This window comes from Streptomyces sp. NPDC051664 (genome assembly GCF_044453545.1).
Taxonomy (GTDB): Bacteria; Actinomycetota; Actinomycetes; order Streptomycetales; family Streptomycetaceae; genus Streptomyces.
In genome coordinates this window covers 17091-36949 of the sequence record NZ_JBITCU010000017.1, presented here as the reverse complement: position 1 = coordinate 36949, position 19859 = coordinate 17091, and the positions used below count along the sequence as shown (strand labels likewise).

The following is a 19859-nucleotide window of genomic DNA, read 5'->3' as shown; positions in this document are numbered from 1 at the left end:
GAACGGGCCGTCACGGCAAGGACGGTCTCCTTGCCGAACGGCCCGTTCCGATCATGTGTGTCAGGCGGTGGCCACCGCGAAGATGTGGATCACGCCGCCGTCCGTGGAGGACGGCAGGGTCACGCTCGCCAGCTGCTTACCCGCGTGGAGCGTGATCGGGGCGGTGGCGAAGATCTCGGTACCCACCGGGTCCTTTCCGCCGCCCTGGACATCGCGGTACGTGGTGTGGACGGCGACCGTGTTGCCGAACGACGGATTCTGCGTGCCGCCGCCCAGCGTCCAGTCGCTGAAGCCGATCTCGGCCTGCTGCGTGGTGCCGTCGGTGTACGTCAGGGTCACCTGGCCGCTGGCCGATCCCTCGGCCGCGCTGCCCAGCAGGCTGAGCTTCGTGTCCGCCGGCGCCGACGGGACGTTCAGCACCTGCGGGCTGTCTCCCGCGACCTCGATGTTGTCCGGGTCGCCCGCGCCCACCTTGGGCCAGTCGAAGTCGAAGCCACCGGACGAGACCGTCCCGCCCGGCGTCACGCCCGCCGCGGTGAGTGCCGTGGCCGAGTAACTCCAGCCCTCTCCGTCGAAGTTGGCCTGCGGATTGTCGTCATCGGTGGAGATGCCGGTGCTGTTGCGGTTCCACAGCATGCTGTTCTTCTCGGCGACGGTCACCGCGGCCGACGTCTTCGGGAGCTCGCTGCCGGTGGACGACCGCAGCGTCACCGGGACCGTGTAGTGCCCCTCGGCCGTGTCCGCCGCGGCCGATACGGTGAGCTTCGCGCTCGCCGAACCGCGTGCCGGGACCGTGAAGTCGCCCTCCGTGGGTGTGACGGTGACACCGGCCGGCGGCTTCGCCGTCCAATGGACGTCGGTGGCCTTTACCTCCAGGGTCTGTACCTTGACGGTCGTCTCCGCACTGCCCGACCCGGGCTCGACCTTCAGCTGCTCGGGCGTGGCGCCGGTGAAGTACTTCACACCGCCGCCGGGGAAGGAAGGCGGGGCGTCGGCCGCCGCGCTTCCCCAGGAGGTGTCCGCGGTCGCCCCGAGGGCGTAGTCCAGCGTGCCGCCACGGGTGACGAGCGAGGCGGGAACCCAGGGCTTGCCGGATGTCCTGCCATCGACCTTCAGGCCGTGGATGTACGTGTTCTCCGCCGACGCGGCAGGCGCGTTGATCGTTATCGTCTTCCCGTGCCCGGTGTGCACCACCGCGTGCGGGAACAGCGGAGCGGAGAGGATCAGATCGGCGCGGCTCGGGTTCTGCGGGTACATGCCCAGCGCGGAGAAGACGTACCAGGACGACATGGTCCCCGCGTCGTCGTTACCGGGGATGCCGCCCGGGGTGTCGGTCCACAGCTGCTCCATCTCCGCGCGGACCGTCTCCTGTGTCTTGTACGGAGCCCCCAAGTAGTCATACAGGTATGGGGCGTTGATGTCAGGCTCGTTCGTCGCGTCGTAACGCGTGGCGTCCTGCGCCGAGAAGTCGAACTTCCCGTCCGGTGTACGGAAGAAGGCGTCGAGCCGCTTCAGCGCCTGGTCGTTGCCGCCCATCGCACTGGCGAGGCCCGCCACGTCCGAGTACACCATCCAGGTGTACCGTGCGCTGGACCCCTCGACGAAGCCGCTCCCGGTGCCCGGCGTGAAGGTGCCCACCCAGGTGCCGTCGGCCTTGCGGTCGCGGATGTAACCGCCCTGCGGAGTGGCGTTGGCGTCGAAGACGTTCGTCCAGTTCCCCGAGCGGTCCAGGAACTTCTTCGCGTCGGCGGTCTTCCCGGTCTGCCGGGACAGCTCGGACAGGCCGTAGTCGGCCGCCGCGTCCTCCAGCGTCTCGGCCGCGCCTCCCCAGCAGTGGCAGTTGTCCGCCGGTACGTACCCGAGCTCCAGGTACTTGTCGAGCGCGGGGCGCTGGCCCACGCACTCGACGTTGCAGCCCGAACTGTCCGAGTCGTTCGCCGTCGGCACGGTCGCTGCCTCGACCAGCGACTTCAGCGCGCCCTGGACGTCGAAGTCATGGCCGCCGAAGGCGTAGATGCCGGCCAGAGCCGCGTCCGAGGGATCTCCCGACATCACGCTCGTCTTGCCGTTCTCCAGCAGCCAGCGGTCCCACTCGCCGCCGCGCTGACTCGCGTAGTTGTAGAGGGACTGCGCGTAGTCGCTGCCCGCCCTCGGGTTGAGCAGCGTCATCAGCTGCACCTGCGCGCGGTACTGGTCCCATCCGGAGAAGGTGCCGTACTGCGCCTTCTGCCCCTTGGCGAGCCGGTGCGGCTTGCGGTCGGCGCCGAGATAGCGGCCGTCCACGTCGCTGGTGAGGGTGGGTTCCAGCATGGAGTGGTAGAGCGCGGTGTAGAAGGTCGAGCGCTGTGCGTCGGTGCCGCCACCCACCTCGACCGACTTCAGCGTGCTGTTCCAGACCTTGGCGGCCTGAGCCCTGATGGAGTCGAAGCTCTTGCGGGGCCCGTTCTCCGCACGGAGGTTGGCCTCGGCATTCTGCGGGCTGACGTAGGAGACGGCAACCTTGGCCTGGACCTTGGTGGTTCCGTCGGCGAAGGTGATGTACGCGCCGGAGCCCTTGCCCTCCACGGCCTTGCCGGACGAGCTGTACCCCGTGCCGCCGGAGGCCGAGGTGGAGTCGGGCTCGACCGTGCCGTCCGTCCAGGTGCCGACCTTTGCGAACGCCTTGTCGAAGTGGGCGGTGAAGTACAGCGTGTAGAGGTCCTTGCGGTTGTTCGCGCTCTGCGGACCGCAGAAGTTGCCCGCGGTGACGGAGCCCGTCACGGTCCGGTCGGCCGTGTTGATCTTCACAGTGGCGCCCGTGCTGCCGCTCTCCGAGTTGGAAGTGCGGAAGAGCATGGTGGCGGGCTTGTCCGCCGGGAAGCCGAACTGCCCTGAGCCGGTCCGGGCGGTCGTGGTGAGCGCCGCGGAGGCGCCACTGGCCAGGCCGACTTTGTAGTAGCCGGCCGAGGCGGTCTCGTCGGCGTGGGAGAAGGTGCTGGCGTACTTCGCATCGGTGACGTCCGTGCTGGGCGAGGAGTCGACGTCACCCACGTACGGCATGATCGGGATGTCACCGTTCGCACCGGAGCATCCGACCCCGTTGAGATGGGTGAGGCTGAAGCCGCGTACCTTCGTTGCGTCGTACTGGTAGCCACCGGGAGCGGGTGTCGAGACCTGCTTGCCCTGCGAGTTCTGTGGGCTCCAGGCCAGCATGCCGAACGGCTGCACGGCGCCCGGATATGTGTTGCCCGCATTGGACGTGCCGATCAGCGGGTTGACGTACGACACCGGATCCTTGACGGTGCCGTGCGGGGAAGCCGCCGAGGCGGGGCCGACTGTGGCAGCCATACCCAGCGTGGCCATGGCGGTCACCGCGACGGAGCTGACAGCTCGGAGCCCGGTGTGCCTCCGACGGTTGTGCGTGTCTGACACCGTTCCTGCCCTTCATGTGTGACGGACGGTCAACGCGGTGGGAGCGGGCGCCGTGACCACTCCGGAACGGCGCCGCTCCGACAACGTTGTCAGCGACGTGAGGATGCTCCTCCTGCCGCTCCGGGGTGTCAAGGATTCCCGGACTCCGGCCGTCCGGCCGGGCCCGAGCCGTGCTCGCCGGAGCGGGTCTGCCCCCGCACGTCATCGAGGAAGACTGAGGGCGTCAGTGAGACGGGTCTTCCAACTGTCGGACCAGGCGGCGTGAACCTGGGGGCGTTTGACGAGGTGTCCGCGTTCGCAGCGGGCTGCGCCGTGGTCGAGGCGGCGAGACGGGGTGCACGCACCGCTCGCCGGCGAGTCTGCGCGCGAACTCGACCGGCTTGAGCGCCATGGTCGGGTCGGCCGCTATGCCGGTCGCGCCCTTGGCGTCAGCCTCGACGGTGCGTCAATCTTCAAGAATCCGCAATGGTCTAGTCCAACTCATTGACGTGCCTGCGTCAACCCTCGATTCTGGCGGCACCATCTCCCGACAGGAGTCCCTATGAAGCGTCTTCGCGCTCTGCTCTGTGGTGCCGCCACCGCCGCGCTGGCCACCGCAGGCCTCGGTGCCTTCGCCGCGCAGCAGGCTTCGGGTGCGTCCGCCGACGCCACCGCGCTCAGTAACCGGTGGTACGCCGCCGCGCCCTATCTGATGCCGCACGACAACAATCCTCCGGACGCGGGCGCCATCATGGACGCCACAGGCCTCAAGGCGTTCCAGCTCGCGTTCGTCCTCGCTCCCAACGGGGGAGGCTGCAGCCCGACTTGGGACGGTACGTCGCCGGTCTCGTCGGATACTGCCGTGGCATCCGTCATCAACGCGATCCGCGCCAAGGGCGGTGACGTGTCGGTCTCCATCGGCGGGTACGGGGGAACGAAACTCGGCCAGACCTGCTCCGACGCGGCGTCCACCGCGGCCGCCTACCAACAGGTCATCACCAAGTACCAGCTGAAGGCCATCGACTTCGACCTGGAGGAGCCGGAGTACGAGAACGCGACCGCCATCGCCCACGAGATCGGCGCAGCCAAGATTCTCCAGCAGAACAACCCGGGCCTCTACGTCTCGGTCACCACCGCGGGAACCGCCGACGGCACCGGCTGGTTCGGCAAGCAAATGCTCAACGAGGCCAAGTCGCAGGGCTTCACGCCGAACAACTTCTCCATCATGCCCTTCGACGGCGGGTTCAACGGGTCGGCCGCACAGACGAGCGCCCTGACGAACTTCAACTCCATCCTGCAGTCCACCTTCGGCTGGGACGCGGCGACTGCGTACGCGCACGAAGGCTTCTCCGGCATGAACGGCCGCAGCGACACCGGGGAGTACTTCAGTCAGGCCGACTTCCAGACCGTGCTGGACTACGCCACCAGTCACCACATGGACCGCTTCACCTTCTGGTCCCTCAACCGCGACCGCCAGTGCACCCCGCCCGACAACAACGGCCAGACCTCCGGCACGTGCAGCAGCGTGGCCCAGTCGGACTGGGACTTCGCGAAGTACTCGGTGAAGTTCGCCGGAGTCACCCCGCCTACGACCACCCCTCCGACCACGCCCCCTCCGGGCGGCAGCTGCACCGCGGCCGCGTGGAGCAGCAGTGCCGTCTACACGGCCGATAACACCGTCTCGTACGGCGGCCACACGTGGAAGGCCAAGTGGTGGACGCAGAACGAGACGCCCGGCACCACGGGCGAGTGGGGAGTCTGGCAGGACCTCGGCGCCTGCTGAAATGACATCCGTCCGGCCCGGACCGGCGCACGCGCGCCGGTCCGGGCCGACTCCTGGGCCGTGAGCACGGCGGCGCCGGCCCCAGGCCGTCACCGACGACATGTTGCATTCCGTCGTGCGCTGCAAGACGCTCGGCGAGTCCGTCGAGCAGATCCGCCTCGACCTGCTCATCCCCACCGGCAAGACCGTGGAGTCTTTCAGTGAGCACGAACATCAGAATTCGTGTCAGACCCTGGCCCTCCTGGAACGGCATGCTGAACAGCCGGCGATGGCGAGCTCTTCACCGGGTTCGGCTCCTGCATCCGCGACCAGCGTGCGTATGGCCCGGCACGGGGTGCCGGGCCATACGCACCGCGTGGTCGGGGGAGGCCACGCGGTGTGGTGAGGGTCAGTGCTTGAAGGCGTCCTTCGCCTTCTCCTTGGCCATGCGGGCATCGCCCTTGGTCTGGTCGATGCGGCCTTCAGCTGTGAGGCGCTCGTTGCCTACGGTGCGGCCGGCGGCTTCCTTGATCTTGCCCTTGGCCTGCTCGGTCCTGGCCTGGGTCTTCTCGTTGGCAGCCATGATCACTCACACCTTGCTGTGGTCGACTTCAGGAACAACCACCGCCTAACCCGCAATGCCTCCTACAAACCCGCCGCTCGCCACGAACCCTGCGTCGCCGGAGCGCCCGACGTCCTGGCCAGGCGCCCCTTCTCTGCGTCCAGAAGACGCCGAGCTTCTTCGGGGAGTAGCTCACCAGCAGATTCTCGGTCTCCTGGCGGTGCAGCTGGAACATTGACTCCGACGTGCGGAAACTGCGGTGAGGGGCAGGTCCGGCGGCGCGCTGGTCCGGGAATGGTCCCGCTCTTGGTCTGAGGCGCGCCGATGCGGTGGGCGCGGCAAGCAGCGGGCGCAGCGTGCCGGTCACAACCATCCGCTGCGCTGTGCCTGCAAGGCCATCTGGAAGCGGTTTGCGGCGCCCAGCTGGCCCATCAGGATCTGCAGGCGGCGGAACAGTGTGCGGCGGCTGATTCCCAGCTCGCGGGCGATGATGTCGTCGCTCGCGCCGCCCGCGAGGAGCCACAGCAGGCGGCGGTCGGCGGGTGGCAGGCCGCCTGGGCGAGTGGTGCGGCCGTGGAACGGCAGTGCGTTCTGCCAGGACTGCTCGAACAGTGCCATGAGTGCGGAGAGCAGGCCGCATGGCTGCACGACCAGCATGGTGTTGTGTACGTCCGCCTCTTTGATCGACAACGACACGAGTGCGTACGCCTCGTCGATGATCACGAGTTTGACCGGCACCGCCGGCAGCACCCTGGCCTGTTCGCCGGCCTTGATGCACGGTTCGATGACCTCCTTCAGGTGGCCCGGGTGCTCCAGCGACTCCCGCGAGTACACGACACGCTGCGTCACACCGCGGGCGAGCGTGGCCAGCGCGTCGTCCGTGGCGTCGGCCAAGGGGAAGTACGGCGGTGACTCGAACTGCCGGATCTGATCGCGGGCGCTGGCCCATGCGTGACGAATCCTGGGGCCGATGGCGTCGCCGGTGACGACCTCGACGAGATTGTCGTTGTACGCGGCGAGCCGCTGTCGCCGGAACGACTCGAACGCGCCCCCGACGGTGATGCGCGACTCCTCCACCTCGGCCGCACGGTGCCGGGTGAGGATCTCCAGGCCTGCGGTGGGCGGAATCGGGGCCACCACGTCCCCACCCTCCTCGGCGGCACTGGCCAGACCGGCGTCGACCAGTGCGCCGTATGCCGTGGCCAGTTCCGCACCGTCCAGGTCGGCCGCGGCCGCGATCGCACTCAGCGGAGCGGGGGCCAGCTCAAGCAGTGCCAGATAGACCTGGCTCGCCGCGTGACCGATGCCCAGAAGCCGAAGGGCCTCGCCGAGTTTCACGTTCGTCATACGTCGCATTATCGACGCTCCGGTCGGCGCCGTGGCAGATCTGTGCCAGTGGCACTCTTCGGCACCGAGCACGCGCGGTACGGGATACCGTCCGGGAGTCGCCGACGACCGGCGGCGGCGAGGGAGCACGAGCCGGACCCGGAGCAACGCCGTCCGTACGGCTCGCTCTGCCCAGCGCCGCTGAGGAACCCACCCAGAAGAAAGGCGTATGCCGTGGCGAAAGGCCGAAAGAACGGTCTCTACACAGGGATCTCCGAGGAACTGTCCGCTCTGATGCGGACTGGGTGGGCGGACACCGAGCGGCACGACCTGCGGCTCGGCGAGCAGGCTCCGTACGCAGCCCGCCGCCGCGCCTCGCTCTCCGCGCGTTTTCCGGGCGAACGCCTCGTGATTCCCTCGGGGAACCTCAAGGCCCGCTCGAACGACGACAGCTACCCGTTCCGGCCGTACTCGGGCTACGTGCACATGGCCGGAGACCAAGCCCGGGACGGCGCTCTCGTCCTCGAACCCCGAGCGGACGGTGGCCATGACGCCTACTGCTACCAGCTGCCGCGGGACAGCAGGGACAACGACGAGTTCTGGACCGGCGCCACGGCGGAGCTGTGGATGGGCCGGCGCCGCTCCCTCGCCGAGTCGGAGCTCGTGCTCGGTCTGCCCTGCCGGGACGTCCGCACGGCGGCCGGCGACCTGGCCGCCGCCTCCGGTGCGCCGACCCGGATCGTCCGGGGCCTCGACCCGTCCCTCGAGGCCGCCGTCACCACAGATGAGGAGCGCGACGCCGAGCTGGAAGAGGCGCTCAGCGGTCTCCGCCTCGTCAAGGACGACTGGGAGATCGCCGAGCTCCGCAAGGCCGTGGACTCCACGGTGCGCGGTTTCACCGATGTGATCGGTGAGCTCTCCGGGGCGATCGCGTCGTCCGAGCGGTGGATCGAGGGCACGTTCTTCCGCCGTGCACGCCTCGAGGGCAATGCCGTCGGCTACGGCTCGATCTGCGCCGCGGGCGAGCACGCCACGATCATGCACTGGACGGACAACGACGGTCCGGTGCGCCCGGGGGACCTGCTCCTGCTCGACGCCGGAGTGGAGACGCACACGCTCTACACGGCCGATGTCACGCGCACGCTGCCGATCAGCGGCACCTTCACGCCTCTGCAGCGCAAGGTCTATGACGCGGTGTACGCGGCCCAGGAAGCCGGCATGGCAGCCGTCAAGCCGGGCGCCGCGTACCGCGACTTCCACGAGGCGTCCCAGCGATACCTGGCGGCACGACTGGTCGAGTGGGGCTTCATCGAAGGCCCGGCCGACCGCGCGTACGAACTGGGCCTCCAGCGCCGTTTCACCATGGCGGGCACCGGTCACATGCTCGGTCTGGATGTGCATGACTGCGCGCAGGCCCGGAACGAGGAGTACGTCGACGGCGTGCTGGAGCCGGGCATGGTGCTCACCGTCGAGCCCGGACTGTACTTCCAGCCGGACGATCTCACCGTGCCCGAGGAGTGGCGCGGCATCGGCGTCCGAATCGAGGACGACCTGGTCGTCACCGACGACGGTCACGAGAACCTGTCAGCGGGCCTGCCGCGGTCGGCGGACGATGTCGAGGCGTGGATGGCCCAGTTCGCGGGTTGAGTGCGTCGAAGAACGGGCCTGGTGCTGGATCCCCCGGATCGAATGGGTGCCGAGTCTGCGTGCCCCGGTGTGCCAACCCCTCACGGGCCGATCGGATGACCCGAACGAGACGCCCTGGCCTGGACCGCTACTCCGGGTCCGGGCTCCCGGGCAGCCACGGATGGGCCAAGTGCACTGCGTCCGGCATCTGGGCTGGGGAATCGATCTCGCCGTGAAGTCTCCACTGCCTGATGTGTTCAGTGGGCCGGCCGACGCCGAGCGGTTCGTGGCGGAAGCACAGCCGTGGGTATCGCTGGGGTTGCACTCGAACCTCAGAAGGTGCCTGGCCTGGGTAGAGCCCCAGTTCAGGCGCCTTCTACCGGGCCATGGGAAGAAGCCGAGCTGCTTCGGGGGGAGTAGCTCGCCAGCAGAGTTCTTGGTCTGCTGGTGGTACAGGGTTCGCATGCCTGGCACGGTCGGGCAGCGGCTCCCCGGCCGCGGTCGGCGGGTGCCCACTGAGGGACTGGTTGGTGATGAGCCGTCAGGAACGTGGCCAAGGTGTCGACCGCCTGGGCATCCGGGCGGTGGTCCGCCGATGATGAACCTTCCACGTCACCGAACGTCACGGATCGGCGGTTCTGTCGCAGCTTCCTACAGGGCGATCAGCCCGGCCGCCGTCTCTTCGAAGTCGCAGGCCTCGAAGTAGAACGGACGCAGATGCTCTTCAAAGTCGACGTGTAGCCACTCGCACTTCGCGGCACGAGCCTCTTCGGCCGCCGTGGCGACGAGTGCGGCCCCGACTCCTGTCTTTCGGCGTTCCCGGGCGACCACCGTGTCCAGGATGAAGGCATGAACTCCGCCGTCCCAGACGACGTTGACGAAGCCGATCAAAGATTCGCCTTCCCGAGCGCAGACCCAGCCCAGACTGTGGCGCTCAAGCCGTGCTTGCCAGTCGGTCCGGGCGATCGCGTGGCCGAAGCCGTCGGCGTGCAGGGCGTTGAGGGACGCGTTGTCGAAGCCGCCTCGCCACTCGTACGTGATCGTCACGCACCGATCGTAGTACGGGGGTCGCCGACCAAGTGTCCGTGCCGAGTCCGGTACTCGATCGCTCGACTCCACTTCGGTCTCCGACACCGGCGGGAAGCATCAGGAGGAGCCCGAACCAGGGGCCACCCCTCCACGCTGCGGTCGTCCCACCCTCCGTGGGATGAATATCGACCAGTTGTCGGTGAATCGGAGCCACGCGGTCAACGGAAGCCTCTTCTACTGTTCTTGAAATCCCAACGGCATCCGAGAGGAGAAGCCATGACTGTTCCCCCTAGGCTCGAGCATCGCTTGACTTCGGTACAGATGGCGCATTTCGTGGCACACGGCTCGCTGCGGCTGGACGCCGTAGTTCCGTCCGAGCTCAGCGAACGGGCGGTACGGATCCTGGACGAAGCGATCCCGGCCGTGCCGCCTGGTACACCTGTGGATCAGGCGTACGAGCGAGGTTCGTTCGCCCGGGAACTCATTGACGTACCCGAGATCGCCGGTGCCCTTCACAGCCTCGTCGGGCCCGACCCCACCGTGGACCACCACGCCGTCCACATTCGTCGGCCCCACGGCGGCTACGCCCAGGCGCTGCACGCCGACGCGATCATCGACGTGCGCGCCGGGGCGTTCGATGTGCAACTGATGTACTACCCGCACGAGGTGACCCTCGGCATGGGCGGGACGCTGAGCGTGCCAGGCAGCCATCTGCGACGCACGAATGAGAGCGAGACCGGGCGGTACCAGAACCTTCGAGGTCAGACTCGCCTGGTATGCCCGGCCGGCACGGTCGTCCTCCTCCACCACGGCATATGGCACGGAGGGCGGCGCAACGACACCGACACCGTCCGCCACATGTTCAAGATCCGGTTCAATCCGACGGTGCCGCAAGTGCGACTGTGGAACACCGACGACCTCGCCGACCAGGCGGTGGCCGCCGAACTCTCCAGGCAGTTCCCCTGGTACGAGCCGGCCACGGGCCGACTGGAGATCTTCAACCGGATCATGATGTGGCGGGCCCTTACGGGCGACGACACGTTCGACCTGGACTACTGGGTGACCCGCGTCTCCAACGAACCGAGGCACGTCGCCACGGCATCCGTCTGACATTCCGAGCTCTCCCGGAGATGCGCATGTCCATTCCTGCCCGAACCACCGTCCGCCAGCAGGTCCTGGTGCTGTACCTGTCGACTTCAGCACTCGACAGCCCGGTCATCGGGTGGTCGAACTACGATGGCACCGGTCGCACCACTCCGACGACTGGAGACAGTGACACGCCCCCGTACGAGACCGGCGTCGCCGCGCTGATCGACGGCTGGCGGCTCCTCCAGGCCTCCCAACTGATTCCGTCCTATCCGGGGCACGAATACGACGTCTCCTTCCTCAAGCACGAGTTCTTCTTCGAGCGCCTGGTTGCCATCGACGACTGACGGGGCTTGGACCGGTCTCCGGGGCGGTGTGTGCGCCCTGCCGGTGCTGCGGGTGCGGGCCGAAGGAATCAAGAAGCAATCGCCTTGCGGGTGTGGACCTTTCAAGGGCCTGCCCAGTGGACTGATCGGAACCTCGTCGGTCGGTAGCCTCCCGTCCTGCATCCCTCGACGACTCGGGATTCTCATGACGCGTCGCTGATCAGTGGCACACGGAGGGATGTTGATACGACGGCAAGCGGGGGGCGTCCCGTTCGACGGCGCTCGGAGGCTCGGTGGTGCGGCCCGTGGCGCGTCCGGCTGAATGCGACCGCCGCGCGGGCCAGAGCATCGAGGTCCTCTTCCGCCACGATGCCAAGTTCCTTGACGGCGTTCGGGAGCAGGCCAACCGCCGCATCGAGCAGCCCATGGAGGAGTGTCCGGACCTTTGATCCTGCCTTCCACAGACCCAGGAGTCCCTGATGCTCCCTGCGTACAGGCTACCCGGATGACATCCCGTCCCGAGGCTGGGACGGGATCCACCGGACCGTCAGGTGTGGTCCCACCACTGTCCGGTGCGGCAGACCGACAGACGGATACCGAACTCATCAGCCCTGGCGGTGAATTGCCGGGCAGGTGATGGATATCGCGTAGATCGGCGGAGGGCGGATGTACCAGTAGTGCCTGTGCCAAGTCGTCGTTGGCGGCGGGCCGCCGCCCGCCTCGTGCACCGCTGGTGGACGTTCAGGCAGACGCCGGTGTCCCGGCCGGGCGATGGATGAGCCACGGGCTTATGGTGCTTGGCCGGACGGCGGGGGAGAAGGTCACCTCGCCCGCCTGCGGCGCGACGTCCACGGGGGCATCGTCCAGAGCCCGGAGTGGGACTGGCGCCGCGCTCAGGGCTTCAGCGCCGGGGGCTGTTGCGCGGCGGGTTGATCCCCTTACTGTCTTGGTCAGTTGCGCGGGCCATCGGAGAGCGACCTTCCATTCTCCGGCTGTACGGCCAGGTGTCAGACAAGAATCGCCGTCCCGTACCCGGGGGCCGCTGTCCTTGGGGCGGCCCTCGACTCCCCTTCACCCGCAGAGGTCGTCACGCCATGACAGAAGTCAATCGCCGCAGGTTCCTGCAGATCGCCGGCGGCACCGCCGCTGCCACGATGCTGAACGAGAGCATTGCGCGAGCCGCCTCCATCCAGGCACAGGTGACCACCGGCACGATCCAGGACATCGAACACATCGTCGTCCTCATGCAGGAGAACCGGTCCTTCGACCAGTACTTCGGGGCCATGAAGGGCGTGCGAGGCTTCGGTGACCCGCGGCCGGTTCTCCAGGACAACGGCAAGTCGGTCTTTTATCAGTCCAACGGGACGAAGGACATCCTCCCCTTCAACCCGCAGGTCAACGACCTGGGCATGCAGTTCGTCGAGGGCCTCAACCACGACTGGGCCGGCGGCCACCAGGCGTACAACAACGGCAAGTACGACAAGTGGGTGCCGGCCAAGACCGCCACGACCATGTCGTACATGACCCGGAACGACATACCGTTCCACTACGCCCTCGCCGACGCCTTCACCGTGTGCGACGCCTACCACTGCTCCTTGATCGGCGCCACGGACCCGAACCGCTACTACATGTGGTCCGGCTACACCGGCAACGACGGCGCCGGCGGCGGCCCGGTTCTGGGCAACCAGGAGGCCGGGTACGGCTGGAAGACGTACCCCGAGCGTCTGGAGGCCGCCGGAGTCTCGTGGAAGGTCTATCAGGACATCGGCGACGGCCTCAACGCTGCCGGCTCCTGGGGCTGGATCAGCGATGCCTTCCGCGGCAACTACGGTGACAACTCCCTGCTCTACTTCAACAACTACCGCAACGCCCAGCCCGGCAGCGCCCTGTACGAGAAGGCCCGCACCGGCACCGACGCCAAGTCGGGCGACGGTTACTTCGACCGGCTGCGCGCCGACGTGGCGGACGGCACGCTGCCCCAGGTCTCGTGGATCGCCGCCCCGGAGGCCTTCAGCGAGCACCCGAACTGGCCCGTGAACTTCGGTGCCTGGTACATCTCGCAGGTCCTGGACGCGCTGACCGCGAACCCGGCGGTATGGGCGAAGACGGCGCTCTTCATCACCTACGACGAGAACGACGGCTTCTTCGACCACGTGGTTCCGCCGTACCCGCCCGCCTCCGCCGCGTGGGGCCTGTCCACGGCGGACGTCTCGAAGGACCTGTACACCGGTGGCGGTGGCTACGCGGCCGGACCGTACGGCCTCGGCCCGCGCGTCCCGATGATCGTGGTCTCCCCGTGGAGCAAAGGCGGCTACGTCTGCTCCGAGACCTTCGACCACACCTCGGTGATCCGCTTCATGGAGAAGCGTTTCGGAGTGCAGGAGCCCAACATCTCCCCCTGGCGCCGTGCGGTCTGCGGCGACCTGACCTCGGCCTTCGACTTCAGCCGGACGGATGCCTCCCCGGCCGCCCTCCCGTCGACGGCCGGCTACGTCCCGCCGGACCACAACACCCACCCGTCCTACCACCCGGTGCCGCCGGCCGCCGGCACCCTGCCGAAGCAGGAGACCGGCACCAAGCCGACCCGCGCCCTCGGCTACAGCCCGTACGTGGACGGCAAGGCCACCTTCTCCACGGGCCAGTTCACCCTGTCCTTCTCCAGCGGATCAGTGCTCGGCGCCCACTTCCACAGCACCTCGGGCAACCGCACGGACGGCCCCTGGCCCTACACGGTCGAGGCAGGCAAGATCCTCTCGGACACCTGGAGCACCAGCAGCTCCACCGGCAACCAGATCAACCTCACGGTGTGGGGCCCGAACGGCTTCCTGCGCACCTGGAAGGGCCCGGCGAAGACGGCCGGCCCTGAGGTCACGGCCCGCCACGTCGCCTCCACCGGCAACCTGGCCCTCACCCTGACCAACCCCGGAGCGGCCGCGGTCAACCTCACCGTGACCAACGCCTACGGCGGCACGGCCCAGACCTTCAAGGTCAACCCCGGCGCCACCGTCTCCCACACGGTGGACCTGGCCACCACGAGCCGCTGGTACGACGTCAAGGTCGTCTCCGACGCGGACAGCACCTTCCTGCGCCGCTTCGCCGGCCACGTGGAGACGGGCGCCCCGGGCGTCTCCGACCCGGCGGTCAAGACCGCCTGACCCGGTCCTCCGGGGTACGCAGTCGCCGTCGTTCCACTCGTGGCTGTCGTGGCGTCACCGTTGCCTGGTGTGCAGCAGGACGAGGACATGGCAACTCCCTGAGTCGGTCTGTCCGGCCGGGGGCCCGCAGCCATCGCTGCAGGCCCCCGGTCGGAGGTTTGGCTCGCTAGCTGACGCGGTCGGTTGCGAGCTGTGCCGACAGCGCGGGTATGCCGAGGTTCTGCTCGTCCTGCTCAGTCGCTTGGTAGAGGCTGTTCTTCAGCTGGTGCGGGTCGTCCTCGAGGTCGTAGTACTCCCGGAACCGCCGCCTTTGCCTCGCCGCTTTTCGGCCTGCCGAACGCCCTGCTGACCCCGCATGTCGCCGGGATGACCAGGAGCGCTATGGCCGCGGCCGCCCTACGTTGCGCGGACCAGATCGCGGCTCTGCTCGCCGACCGCCAGCCGCATCCGGTCCGACGCTGACGTCTGATGGCCGCCCAGGTCCGTCAGACGATGGACGAGCTGCCCAACCCGCCGATCCGGCCGATCTCCTCCATTGGATACGGGGTCTGCCTGCTCTCCAGTTGGAACTTGCGGTAGAAGTCCGTCATCACCGCGGCGAGCGGAGCGTGGCGGGTGAGGATCGCCGCGACCTGCGGCGGAATTCCCTTCGGGTGCTCTCCTTGGGCGCATGCGCGTACGAACGCATTGCGCTCCTCTCCCCTGTACCCGTACAGAGCGGTGATGAGCCAGATCACCAGATGCGTGACGGAGTAGCAACGGTCATAGGTCTGGTGTTCCGCGAAAAAGTCGGCCTCTTCCTTGGACAGGTCGAACCGGGAAGAGATCGCGAGGCCGTAGTCCGCAAAGAACAGACGCTCACCGTCGGTCAGAATGTTCTGGAAGTGGGCATCGAAGTGCAGGAGACCGCGGGCGTTCATGAACGAGGTCCCGGCCTGCAGTTGCCTCACGACCATGGCGCAGGCCCTCTCGGCCGCTTCGTCCCCGGCTTTGACCCGGACGCCCAGCCAGTCGTGCAGTGTCTGCGGGATGTACTCCAGGAACAGTGCGATGCTCGCCGAGGAATCGCGCAGCGCCTCGATCCGGCGGCGCACCTCCGATCCGCCTCCCCAGTAGGTGACAGCCTTCTCCACGTCGGCCAGTTCCTCGGGAAGCGACTGCCCGGGGTGCGGCAGGGCCCGCCAGTGGTACATCAATGGGAAGCCCTCATAATCCTGTGCGAGCACCCAGTTCGTCGTCATGGTGTGCACGGCCAGCTCCCTCCAGGCCCCAAAGCCCGGCCCCCCGATGACCCCGACACCGAAATGGGAGAAGGCAGGTAGCCCGAAGAGGTTGGCCGTGGACCGGACGTTCTCCGGCTGCCTTTCCAGATCGCTCAGCGGCACCCGCTTGACGAAGACTGGGGTCCCGCCGATGTCCAGCAGCGCCGATGTCCCGCCGATACCGGATCCCATTGGCTCAGCCGCATCCACGAGGTCGCGCAGTTCAAGATCACTGCACAGGGCCAACGCTGCGGAGACGGCACGGTGAGCCGCCAGGCGCGCATCGCGCGACATGTCAACGCTCTCGACGACTGCCTCCACGTGGGGAACAACCTCTCCGAAATACCTGGGCGTCCCCGACGGGCACGTGTGCGCGACGCACAGCCCTGCGGTTCGACTCTCGGCACGTGCAGCGGGCATCCAGGATCCGTTTTGCACACAGATCCGAACTCCCTTTCGGCTGCACTGTACGTGAAGACGACAACGAGATCGGGCGAACGCGATGCCTCGGCAAACCACCACTGCTCAGCGGCTCAGAACTGGGCTAAGGGCTGTCCCGTAACCCCTGGCGGATCAGCGCGCGGCGTCGGATGCGGTGCATCGCAAGGCGAAGGGGCGTCCATAGCAAGCGCTTCTGCAAGGTCTAGACCACTGCTACTTTGTTGTGCATCCCGCATGCATACACAAGCCGTGACGTGAGGTCAGTTGTGTCCCAGTCGCGTGGACCCATGGAGCAGGTGTTGCCTGCCTACCTGCGCATCGCCACCCACTTCGCCCGAGAGATCGAGGCAGGTCGCCTCTCTCAAGGTGAGAAGATCGGCCCAGAACGTGCCCTGGCCGAACAGTTCGGAGTCAACCGCGGGACGGTGCGGGCCGCACTGCGGCACCTCCGCGAGCAGCGCCTTGTCGTGACCGACTCCCGTGGCACCTATGTGACAACGCCCGAACATCAAACGGCTGCCATCATCCGCCAGTCAGCAGCCCCGGCGCTGGAGGTGGGCTCCGGTGGCCCCCAGGGTGTGCGGAGAGATACAGGATCCGGGGGACCGGGGGAGTGACGGACGGTCTCGGTGCTGACGGGGTGGCGGGGGTTGGGTAGGGTTGCCGCGGTTCTGTGGCAGCGGTCGGTCGCGTTGGAGTCGACGCGCACGGGCCGTGACGGAGGTGGTTTGGGTGGAGCTGGCCACGGCCTTCAACGACGCGTGGCACAGGCAGCCGGATCCGGCGGATCGGCCCGACGATCGTCGGCCGTCGAACCCGCAGTGGGTGCTCGTCTCGGCCCTGTGGTTGCTCGCCGCGTGGACACTGGAATCCACACCCGGGTGGGCGTCGACGCTCGTGCTCAACAAGACCGGTGACCGCCGCGACGAGGCATGGCCGGCTCCGCCCGAGCAGCTTGCCGCGATCGCGGACCTGCCGGAGGTCACGGGCGCTGTCCCATACGCCACCATGTTGTCGAAGGACGACCACTCCACGCCGCCCGAGGAACTGGTCTCGCTCATCGCCGGGGCGGCCCACGTCCACGACGCGCGTCGGACGTCGTTGGTGCGGTACCTCGCGAACGAGGCAGCCTGCCGGAAGGGCGACCTGCTCCGCCTCACCACGACCGACGATGATCCAGCCCTGCACCTGTTGCACCGGGATTACTACGGCACGGTGCGGATCACCCTCGCGCCGGCGCCGACGACGCAGCAGCCGCCGGTCATCGCGGATGACGGTGCCGACGGCGCCATCCGTACCCGGATCTCCTGCCTCGCCACGCTTCTGAGCGACCTCCTCATGGTGAACAACAACAACTCCGTCGACTTCCGGTTCCGGATCGGCACGCTCCCCGAAAACGACACGCAGGACGACGACCGCCTCGCCGCCGCCACCCGCTGGTGGTCGGCCACCCGCGACGACGCCGAAGAGTACGCCGACGAAGAACCGACGTTTCGCCCGATCACGTTCACCGAACTGCGGACGTCGCTCCACATGGACGCCCGGCTCTCCCTCGTCGACATCTGGGACGGCTCGTGGAGCGGCATCCATGAGATGCCCGAGATCCCGGCCGACCACGTCGTGACTCATCTTGTCGACGACCTGGTCGACGTCATCGACGGTCGGCTGGGCGGCGCGCTCGTCGCGGCGAACGGGTACCTGCCCACCGGGTGGCCGCCGGCGGACCCAACCGACGAGGACGACGAGGGCGCGTACACATACGTGCTGTTTGTCCTCGGCAACGAGGTGGGCGTCCTCGACATCGACCGGTCCTGCTGAACGCGTGTCCCGCTGTCGGCGCGGCCGGCGTCGCATGCCAGACCACCTGCACCGCCCGTCGTGAACTGTTCGGTCGCCTGGGTGGCCAGGAACCGCCTGGGGCCGCGCGGTCGTCGCACGTCCTGCCGGTTGATCGAGGTGCAGCGCCGTCATCTACCCACGAACCAGGCATGCCTGCGGTCGCAAGCCGAGCGCCGCGGCGGCCGCCTCATAGGGGTCTGGGTGGGGCTTGGTACGTGCGCTCTCGCCCTCTTCATCACCGGCGAGGAGATCCTCATGAGCGGCGGCTCCAGCGAATGGCGGGACACGGCCGGGGCGGGTTCGCCGCCCTCGGCCCGCCTGATCAGGCCGCTTCCGTGAGGGGTTCCTCGGCCCAGATGGTTTTGCCGCGGTCTTCGTAACGCGTTCCCCACCGCTGGGCGAAACTGCGACACCAGCAGTAGACCGCGGCCCGCCCCCGTCGGTCGTGCGGGCGTGCTTCAGGTGCGGAGCGGCGCGTTGTGGTTGGTCAGCACGGTGATGGAGCGGCGCTGGGCGTCCTCGTCGGCGGCGACGAACTCGGGGTTGCCGACGACGTGTTCGCCGGCGTCGATGTCGACGTAGGCTCGCTCCCGGAGACGGTCGGCTGGGAGAAGTAACCCACGCCCGCACCGGGTGCCCGGACAGATCCCCCGGATCGGCGGAGCCGAGTGGCAGGCCGAGGCGGGGGATCGCTCGTGCGTCATGTCGAGGTGAGTCCACGGTGCGCGGCCCGCTTGATCGGCAGTAACGGGAGACCGCGCCGATGACCTCGGCTAACCGGCTGTGTGGGCCGGACTGCGGTGCTCAGGTGCTTCGGAAACGGCGAATGGACAGGTACATCTCGCAGCCGAGGCAGTAGCCGAAGGCCGCGTTGAGAAAGGCCGCAGCAAGGGCGAGCGCGGTGGCGGCCAGGCCGAGCCACTCAGCTCCGGCGAGGTAGCCGACGGTGCCGACCAGGCCGAAGCCGAAGCCCACGCCCTGGGCGAAGCGGGGCGGACGGGCATCCTCCAGTTCGCGCGGCGGGGCGAGTCCGGGCCGAATCGCGACTCGGAACAGCCAGCCGTACGGGGAGTACTGCAGGCCGCCGAACGCGCCGAGCGCGAAGATCGCGGTCTGCACGGCCAGCAGGACGCCGCTGCCAGTGATCAGTACCGCGCAGAGGACAAGTGTGGTGAGCGCGGCGGCAAAGCGGGTGCCGCGCGGGTCTATCTGCATGAGAAGGACTCCGGGACGAGGGGAGGAGGGCAATCGGGCAGGCGCGGGTGTCAGCGACAGCGGCACGCTGTGACCCGGCAGAGGTCGACCACGCGACGAGTGGTCAGCCCCAGCGGCCGGGGAGCGGAGTCCATGGCCGTCATCGTAGCGGTGCGGCACCGAGCGGTCGATGGTCAGTTGGGATGGGGGAGTGGGCGGTGGTGCAGACTGGTTGTATGACCGGGTTGGTGGTGTGTGTCGCGGTGCTCGTTCTGGCGAGCATCTTCGCGGTGGTGCAGGCGGCGCGCAGCGGCAGGCTCCGGTTGCGGCCCATGGATGGTGCGGTGCGCTTGTCGTCGGCGGAGATCGGGGCCGAGCTGGGGGAGCGGGTGACGCTGCTTCAGTTCTCCACTGCCTTCTGCCAGCCATGCCGGGCGACGCGGCGGATGCTGGCCGAGGTCGCCGGGACGGTGCCGGGAGCGGCGCATGTGGAAATCGACGCGGAGGACCGGCTTGAGCTGGTGAGGCGGCTGAAGATTCTGCGCACGCCGACCGTGTTTGTTCTCGACGCGAGCGGCCGGGTTGTCGTCAGTGCGTCCGGGCAGCCCAGGCGTGCGGACGTGATCGCGGCCATCGGTAAGGCAACCGGGGCCTCCACCGCCCGATCGTGATCAAGCAGCTCGCTGCTGAGTCCGTTCTCCGATGCAGGCTGCCGGCCGGACGACCATTTCCGGAACGGACCACCCCTGGGGGCGTTCGCCGAATCGGCTGCCCAGAGGTGCAACCGGACAGGGAGGCCCAGGCTGGTGTTGCTGGTGAACCACTCGGTGTGGTCGACCAGATACTTACGCCAGCCGCGCG

The 19859-nt window shown here is 68.0% G+C and carries 17 protein-coding genes; 10 read left to right on the top strand and 7 right to left on the bottom strand.

Annotated features, from left to right (window positions below; genetic code table 11):
• Positions 1-60 precede the first annotated feature (60 nt).
• Positions 61-3327, bottom strand: a complete 3267-nt coding sequence (locus ACIA8E_RS27245) for a GH92 family glycosyl hydrolase (protein ID WP_399301937.1) — start codon at positions 3325-3327, stop codon at positions 61-63.
• Between the two features lie 625 nt (positions 3328-3952).
• On the opposite strand from ACIA8E_RS27245, the gene ACIA8E_RS27240 reads away from it, so the two are divergent.
• Complete coding sequence (locus ACIA8E_RS27240; protein WP_399301936.1) at positions 3953-5173, top strand: carbohydrate-binding protein; 1221 nt, start codon at positions 3953-3955, stop codon at positions 5171-5173.
• Between the two features lie 100 nt (positions 5174-5273).
• Complete coding sequence (locus ACIA8E_RS27235; protein ID WP_399301935.1) at positions 5274-5558, top strand: hypothetical protein; 285 nt, start codon at positions 5274-5276, stop codon at positions 5556-5558.
• A 3-nt stretch (positions 5559-5561) separates the two neighbouring features.
• Here ACIA8E_RS27235 and ACIA8E_RS27230 read toward each other — a convergent pair whose 3' ends face one another.
• Both ACIA8E_RS27230 and ACIA8E_RS27225 read right to left on the bottom strand, forming a co-directional pair.
• Complete coding sequence (locus ACIA8E_RS27230; protein ID WP_399301934.1) at positions 5562-5735, bottom strand: CsbD family protein; 174 nt, start codon at positions 5733-5735, stop codon at positions 5562-5564.
• A gap of 342 nt (positions 5736-6077) precedes the next feature.
• Positions 6078-7061 carry a LuxR family transcriptional regulator gene (locus tag ACIA8E_RS27225; RefSeq protein ID WP_399301933.1) on the bottom strand — a complete coding sequence of 328 codons (984 nt, stop codon included), beginning with the start codon at positions 7059-7061 and terminating at the stop codon, positions 6078-6080.
• A gap of 213 nt (positions 7062-7274) precedes the next feature.
• On the opposite strand from ACIA8E_RS27225, the gene ACIA8E_RS27220 reads away from it, so the two are divergent.
• Positions 7275-8687 (top strand): aminopeptidase P family protein, encoded by a 1413-nt coding sequence (locus ACIA8E_RS27220; RefSeq protein ID WP_399301932.1) that lies wholly within the window; start codon positions 7275-7277, stop codon positions 8685-8687.
• A gap of 630 nt (positions 8688-9317) precedes the next feature.
• Here ACIA8E_RS27220 and ACIA8E_RS27215 read toward each other — a convergent pair.
• On the bottom strand, positions 9318-9713 hold the full coding sequence (locus tag ACIA8E_RS27215; protein ID WP_399301931.1) for a GNAT family N-acetyltransferase: 396 nt from the start codon (positions 9711-9713) through the stop codon (positions 9318-9320).
• A 258-nt stretch (positions 9714-9971) separates the two neighbouring features.
• Between ACIA8E_RS27215 and ACIA8E_RS27210 the strand changes: the two genes are divergently transcribed.
• The 3 genes from ACIA8E_RS27210 to ACIA8E_RS27200 all read left to right on the top strand — a co-directional run bounded on the left by ACIA8E_RS27210 (position 9972) and on the right by ACIA8E_RS27200 (position 14262).
• Positions 9972-10805: a phytanoyl-CoA dioxygenase family protein gene (locus ACIA8E_RS27210; protein ID WP_399301930.1), complete on the top strand. Its 834-nt coding sequence runs from the start codon at positions 9972-9974 to the stop codon at positions 10803-10805.
• Positions 10806-10831: 26 nt separating this feature from the next.
• Positions 10832-11128, top strand: coding sequence for a hypothetical protein (locus ACIA8E_RS27205; protein WP_399301929.1), 297 nt, complete (start codon positions 10832-10834; stop codon positions 11126-11128).
• A gap of 1073 nt (positions 11129-12201) precedes the next feature.
• Positions 12202-14262 (top strand): phosphocholine-specific phospholipase C, encoded by a 2061-nt coding sequence (locus ACIA8E_RS27200; RefSeq protein WP_399301928.1) that lies wholly within the window; start codon positions 12202-12204, stop codon positions 14260-14262.
• Positions 14263-14747: 485 nt separating this feature from the next.
• On the opposite strand, the gene ACIA8E_RS27195 is transcribed toward ACIA8E_RS27200, so the two are convergent.
• Positions 14748-15818 carry a protein kinase family protein gene (locus ACIA8E_RS27195; protein WP_399301927.1) on the bottom strand — a complete coding sequence of 357 codons (1071 nt, stop codon included), beginning with the start codon at positions 15816-15818 and terminating at the stop codon, positions 14748-14750.
• Positions 15819-16252: 434 nt separating this feature from the next.
• Between ACIA8E_RS27195 and ACIA8E_RS27190 the strand changes: the two genes are divergently transcribed.
• The 3 genes from ACIA8E_RS27190 (at position 16253) to ACIA8E_RS27180 (ending at position 18143) form a co-directional block, all read left to right on the top strand.
• Positions 16253-16582: a GntR family transcriptional regulator gene (locus ACIA8E_RS27190; protein WP_399301926.1), complete on the top strand. Its 330-nt coding sequence runs from the start codon at positions 16253-16255 to the stop codon at positions 16580-16582.
• Positions 16583-16697: 115 nt separating this feature from the next.
• Positions 16698-17783 (top strand): hypothetical protein, encoded by a 1086-nt coding sequence (locus ACIA8E_RS27185; protein ID WP_399301925.1) that lies wholly within the window; start codon positions 16698-16700, stop codon positions 17781-17783.
• A gap of 222 nt (positions 17784-18005) precedes the next feature.
• Positions 18006-18143, top strand: a complete 138-nt coding sequence (locus tag ACIA8E_RS27180; protein ID WP_399301924.1) for a hypothetical protein — start codon at positions 18006-18008, stop codon at positions 18141-18143.
• A 119-nt stretch (positions 18144-18262) separates the two neighbouring features.
• On the opposite strand, the gene ACIA8E_RS27175 is transcribed toward ACIA8E_RS27180, so the two are convergent.
• Both ACIA8E_RS27175 and ACIA8E_RS27170 read right to left on the bottom strand, forming a co-directional pair.
• On the bottom strand, positions 18263-18508 hold the full coding sequence (locus tag ACIA8E_RS27175; RefSeq protein ID WP_399301923.1) for a hypothetical protein: 246 nt from the start codon (positions 18506-18508) through the stop codon (positions 18263-18265).
• Between the two features lie 100 nt (positions 18509-18608).
• Positions 18609-19019 (bottom strand): DUF4395 domain-containing protein, encoded by a 411-nt coding sequence (locus ACIA8E_RS27170; RefSeq protein WP_399301922.1) that lies wholly within the window; start codon positions 19017-19019, stop codon positions 18609-18611.
• A 215-nt stretch (positions 19020-19234) separates the two neighbouring features.
• On the opposite strand from ACIA8E_RS27170, the gene ACIA8E_RS27165 reads away from it, so the two are divergent.
• Positions 19235-19669, top strand: coding sequence for a TlpA family protein disulfide reductase (locus tag ACIA8E_RS27165; RefSeq protein ID WP_399301921.1), 435 nt, complete (start codon positions 19235-19237; stop codon positions 19667-19669).
• Positions 19670-19859 lie beyond the last annotated feature (190 nt).